Origin of the sequence: Aeromonas sp. QDB63 (assembly GCF_027707425.1) — a bacterium.
Classification (GTDB): Bacteria; Pseudomonadota; Gammaproteobacteria; order Enterobacterales; family Aeromonadaceae; genus Aeromonas; species Aeromonas caviae.
Window position 1 is genome coordinate 1 of record NZ_JAPCIS010000072.1, and the last position, 1259, is coordinate 1259.

The 1259-nt window shown below is 50.7% G+C and carries 1 protein-coding gene; it reads left to right on the forward strand.

Going from position 1 to position 1259, the window contains the following annotated elements:
• Window positions 1-96 precede the first annotated feature (96 nt).
• On the forward strand, window positions 97-1233 hold the full coding sequence (locus PG879_RS20415) for an ISAs1 family transposase (RefSeq protein WP_069785125.1): 1137 nt from the start codon (window positions 97-99) through the stop codon (window positions 1231-1233).
• The last annotated feature ends 26 nt before the right edge of the window (window positions 1234-1259 follow it).

The window sequence follows — 1259 nt, forward strand, 5'->3', positions numbered from 1 at the left end:
CCAGGGCAAGATCGCGAACGTTTTTTAAGCAGGGCACGAGGATTTGACCGACCGAACAGGGTGTGATCTTATACTCTCTTTTACGGGAGTTTCGTCATGAACCATCAAGCGGCATTTACCCAATTCTTCTCCGAACTTGAAGACCCTCGTCAGACAACCAAAATCGCGTACCCCTTCTTCGATGTGGTTTTTCTCACCGTCTGTGCTGCTATTGGTGGAGCTCAAGGTTGGGAAGATATCGAGCTTTTCGGCGAGGCACATCTGGAATGGTTTCAGCGTAATGGATTGTTTCATAACGGATTACCTGTTCACGACACCATAGCCAGGATCATCTCCCGTATTCAACCGGAGCAATTCCAGAACGCCTTCGTCCGCTGGATGCAAGCAACATCAGAACGTACCGATGGTGAGCTGATTGCCATTGACGGCAAGACCTTACGCAGCTCTTACGACCGAGACAGTCGTCAGTCTACCATTCATATGGTCAGTGCCTTTGCCGCTGAGAATCGTCTGGTGCTCGGGCAAGTCAAAACAGATGAGAAATCTAACGAAATCACCGCCATTCCTGAATTACTGGCACTCCTCGATATAAAAGGCTGCCTGGTATCCATCGATGCCATGGGCTGCCAGACTGGAATAGCCTCAACCATAGTCAAGGGCGGTGGCGACTACTTGCTGGCGGTAAAAGGTAACCAGCCCACACTGCATAATGCAGTACGCGCAGCTCTGGCCGAGTCGACCAAGAAGCCGCTGAGTGAAGAAACGCTCAGTGTCGAGAAAGAGCACGGTCGCATCGATGGCCGCGAGTACCATGTGTTACCAGCCGGAGCACTATCAGAGCAATTTCCAGAGTGGAAATCGCTGAAGACTGTCGGTGTCGCAATATCCTATCGAATTGAAAATATGGAAAAATTTTCGATGGAGTATCGCTACTACATCAGCTCGGCTGAACTGACACCAGAGCAGTTTGCTTCAGCGGTACGAGGGCACTGGGCAATTGAAAATAGCCTGCACTGGGTTCTGGATGTCGTGATGAATGAGGATGCCTGCCAGATATATCGAGGTGATGCCCCTCAAATATTGGCCTGTGCACGACACATGGCGCAAAACATGCTGCGAGCCGAAACCAGCCGTAAGGCAAGCTTGCGGAAGAAGCAGCAATTTGCGGGCATGAGCAGCCCATATCTGGAAAAGGTATTGGATGCAGGGCTGGCTGAATTGAAGTCAATTTAACAATATGTTCACGCTCTCGCCCTGGG

Excerpts from the sequence above, each read along its gene's own strand:
- PG879_RS20415 (WP_069785125.1), top strand. The coding sequence starts at position 97 with ATGAACCATCAAGCGGCATTTACCCAATTCTTCTCCGAACTTGAAGAC.